A 3,718-nucleotide genomic window follows, 5' to 3' on the forward strand; every position below is an offset into this window, starting at 1 on the left:
ACCTGATGGCCGGGTACATCTCTAGCCCTTCCTCAGCTGGGCCACGTGCAAGGTCACGAAGCGGCCCAGCACCGAGTCGCTGTCGACCGTGTCGGGGTCGGACGCGGAGTAGTCGCCGGTGACGTGGAACGTGTAGGTGCCGGCGCGCGCCGACTCCGGCAGCCGGACCGTGGCCAGCGCCGTGCCCGACCCGGCGACCGGGTCGCTGGTGGTCGTGCCGACCACCTGGCCCGACGGGTCCAGGACCTCGACGGTGTAGCTGAAGAAGCTCGCGCCGACGGTCCCGCCGGACGGGAAGGCCAGGCTCACCGACAGGGTGCGGGTCCGCTTCCGGACGGGGACGTCGTACGACGTGCTGTCCGTGCCGCCGGCCGTCGCAGGCGGGGCGGCGTGCACGAAGAAGTCGGAGCGCAGCACCGTGGTGTGGTCCGCGGCCAGGACCCGCTTGTCGGCCCGGGCGGCCGCCGTGCGCAGGTCCCGCTGCCAGTTCGGGCCGCGGACCAGGCCGACGGCCCGGTCGAGGTCGGCGTAGCCGTAGCCGACCTGCCAGAAGGGCAGCGAGGTCGTGCCGCCGGCCGCCTTCACCGGCGTCGCGGTGGCCTGCAGGGCGAGCCGGACCTGGTCCGGCGTGAGCCGCGGCTGGGCCTGGAGCAGGACGGCGGCGGCGCCGGCGATGTGCGGCGAGGCCATCGAGGTGCCCGAGGCGGTCGCGTTGTCGTCGGGGGCGCACGGACCGATCAGGGTGCCGGCGCTGTCGCAGGTGGAGCTGATGTCGACGCCGGGCGCGGTGATGTCCGGGTGCACCAGGCCGATCCGGTCGCCGGTGTAGGTCGTGTGGTCGTCGGCGCCGATCCCGGTCGCCCGCGAGTTGTCGTGGGCCAGTCCGTTGGAGGAGAAGTCACCGCGGAAGCGGTCGACGGTGCCGGCGGCCACCGAGATCACCCAGGGGGCCTGGGAGAACGGGTTGAGGCTCATCGGCACCGCGCCGCTGCCGGAGTTGCCGGCCGCGAAGACGACGGTGACGCCGCGGTCGGCGACGGCCTTGGTCGCGACGGCGACCGGGTCGTTCGGGTCGAACTGACGGTAGCTGTTGCCCCACGAGTTGTTGACGACGTCGATGCCCATCAGGTCGGGCTGGTCGAGCATGTAGTCGTAGGCCGTGACGACCGCGGTGGTGAAGAGCACCAGGCCGATCGAGAAGCACGCGATGTCAGCGTCCGGTGCGACGCCCAGGCGGCTTCCGTCGGCAGCCGAGGTGGAGTCCGCGCCGATGATGCCGGCCACGTGGGTGCCGTGCCCGCTGCCGAGGTCGGTGTTGCTCAGCGGGCCCTGGTCGACCGGGACCACCAGCGTCGGCTGGGTGCCGGCGTTGGCGTACTCCGGGCTGGCCAGGGTCACGTTGTGGACGACGTGGTCGGCGAGGTCGGCGTGGGTGGCGTCGCAGCCCGAGTCGACGACGCCGACGGTGACGCCCTTGCCGGTGAGGCCCTGCTGGCGCAGCGACGCCGCGGCCGCGGGGGAGGAGGACATCGCGTTGCTGGACGTCGTGTCGAGGAGCTCGAGCCGCTCGTCGGGGTAGACGTCGAGGCCGATCCCGGAGCTGACGGCCTCGACCATCGCGGCCACCGGGCCCTGGACGAGAGCGAGTGGCAGCTGCTTCATCGGCTGCACGGTGAGGCCGAGCGCCTCGAGTGCGTGGGTGTCGCCAGCCGTCGGCACCGCGTCGAACGTGACGATCGCGCGGCCGTCGGGCGTCCCCTCGGCCAGCAGGCGGTCGAGGCCGAGGTGGAGGCCGGCCGGGGCCGGGGCAGGGCCGGCGGAGGCGGGGCTGATGCCGGCCAGCGGCCCGGTCAGGGAGAGGGCGGCGGCGAGGGCGCAGGTGAGCGCGAGCAGCCGGGTGCGCGAGGATGGCATGGATGATCCGATCTCGTGAGGTGCCCCGACAACGCCGTACCCGGTTGCTGGGTTACGTCGTGCTCCTGGCTGCGCTGCTCCTGCCCGCCCCCGCGTACGCCGATCCGCTGCCGACCGGCACCGACGTCGACTACCAGCTGGGCGGCAACCGGCCGGTGCCCGACCACGTCGGCATCGTCGTCCGCGACCGCCGGTCGGCGCCGGCCGCCCGGCGCTACAACATCTGCTACGTCAACGGCTTCCAGACGCAGAGCAACGAGCGGTCCTTCTGGCGACGGCACATGAACCTGGTGCTGAAGCAGGACGGCAAGCCGGTCGAGGACTCCGCCTGGGACGAGTGGCTGCTCGACCTGCGCACGCCGTCCAAGCGCACGGATCTCGCTCGCATCGTGGGGCGGTGGGTCACGGGCTGTGCCCGGGACGGTTTCGACGCCGTGGAGTTCGACAACCTCGACTCGTTCACGCGCAGCCACGGGCTGCTGTCGCGCCGGCAGGCGATCTCGTACGCGCGGCTGCTGGTGCGGCGCGCCCACGCCGCCGGGCTCGAGGCCGGCCAGAAGAACCTCGCGGGCTTCGACGGCACCACGATCGGCTACGACTTCGCGGTCGCGGAGGAGTGCGGGCGCTACCGCGAGTGTGCGGCGTACGTCGAGGACTACGGCGACCTCGTGCTCTCCATCGAGTACCGCGCGCAGGACTTCCGCTGGACCTGCGCGCACGTCGGCGACCGGCTCGCCGTGGTGCTGCGTGATCGCGACCTGAGCCCGTCGGGGGTGCGCCGGTGGTGCTGAACGACACGGGCCTGCACACGACGTCGCTGGGGGAGACCGGCCCGCTGGTCGCCTTCTGCCACGGGCTCTTCGGGCAGGGGAAGAACTGGACCACGATCGCCAAGGCGTTCGCCGAGGACCACCGCGTGCTGCTCGTCGACATGCCGCACCACGGGCGCTCGACGTGGAGCGACCACTTCGACTACATCGACGTCGCCGACCGGGTGGCCGAGCTCTTCAGCGAGGACGACCCGGTGCGCCTGGTCGGACACTCGATGGGCGGCAAGGCGGCAATGGTGCTCGCGCTACGTCACCCGGCGCTGGTCGAGCGGCTCTGCGTCGTCGACGTCTCGCCGGTGGAGTACGAGGAGCGGAGCGAGTTCGCCGGCTACATCGAGGCGATGCTGGCGCTCGACCTCTCCCGGCTCGAGCGGCGCAGCGACGCCGACGAGGCGCTGACCGACGCGGTCCCCAACCGGACGGTGCGCAGCTTCCTGCTCCAGAACCTCCGCCACCACGACGGCGCGTGGTCCTGGCAGCCCAACCTGGAGGTGCTGGGCCGCGACCTCGCTATGCTCGGCGACTGGCCGGAGGACGCGCTGGCGGCGACTCCGCCGTACGAAGGCAAGACGCTGTGGGTCGCGGGGCAGAACTCGTCCTACGTCCGTGACGAGTACGCCGCCGCGATGGACCGCTGGTTCCCGCGCAACCGCCGCGTGACGATCAAGGGCGCCGGGCACTGGGTGCACTCCGAGCAGCCGCAGGTCTTCACCGAGGTGCTGCGGCGGTTCCTGGAGCAGTAGCCCCGCGGCTCAGGGGATGACGGGCTGCGGCTCCGTGTCGGGGAGGTCCGGGTCGGCCGTCGGCTCCGGGTCGAGCGACGGGATCACATCGGGCTGGATGGTGTCGGGGTCCTGCGGGGTGGTGGTCATCTCTTGCTCGTACCCGATGTCGTCGGGCCTACGCGTCTACCGCCGGTGGTCATCGTGGAGGCTGCGGCCGCTTTCCGCCCCGTCGGTGGTTGAGGAAGGCGC

The 3,718-nt window shown here is 72.3% G+C and carries 3 protein-coding genes; 2 read left to right on the forward strand and 1 reads right to left on the reverse strand.

Features of this window, described 5'->3' with window-relative positions; genetic code table 11:
- Positions 1-21 precede the first annotated feature (21 nt).
- Positions 22-1,914, reverse strand: a complete 1,893-nt coding sequence (locus PD653B2_RS18640) for a S8 family serine peptidase (protein WP_085873905.1) — start codon at positions 1,912-1,914, stop codon at positions 22-24.
- A 2-nt stretch (positions 1,915-1,916) separates the two neighbouring features.
- Between PD653B2_RS18640 and PD653B2_RS18645 the strand changes: the two genes are divergently transcribed.
- Positions 1,917-2,705: an endo alpha-1,4 polygalactosaminidase gene (locus PD653B2_RS18645; protein ID WP_165763540.1), complete on the forward strand. Its 789-nt coding sequence runs from the start codon at positions 1,917-1,919 to the stop codon at positions 2,703-2,705.
- Complete coding sequence (locus PD653B2_RS18650) at positions 2,696-3,487, forward strand: alpha/beta fold hydrolase (protein WP_085873907.1); 792 nt, start codon at positions 2,696-2,698, stop codon at positions 3,485-3,487. The genes PD653B2_RS18645 and PD653B2_RS18650 overlap by 10 nt, the downstream gene beginning before the upstream one ends.
- Positions 3,488-3,718: the final 231 nt, after the last annotated feature.

The sequence above is a fragment of the Nocardioides sp. PD653-B2 genome, from assembly GCF_002117935.1.
Lineage (GTDB): Bacteria > Actinomycetota > Actinomycetes > Propionibacteriales > Nocardioidaceae > Nocardioides.

What these genes read in the sequence shown, in the direction of transcription:
- PD653B2_RS18640 (WP_085873905.1), bottom strand. Translation starts at nt 1,914, where the DNA reads ATGCCATCCTCGCGCACCCGGCTGCTCGCGCTCACCTGCGCCCTCGCC.
- PD653B2_RS18645 (WP_165763540.1), top strand. Translation starts at nt 1,917, where the DNA reads ATGATCCGATCTCGTGAGGTGCCCCGACAACGCCGTACCCGGTTGCTG.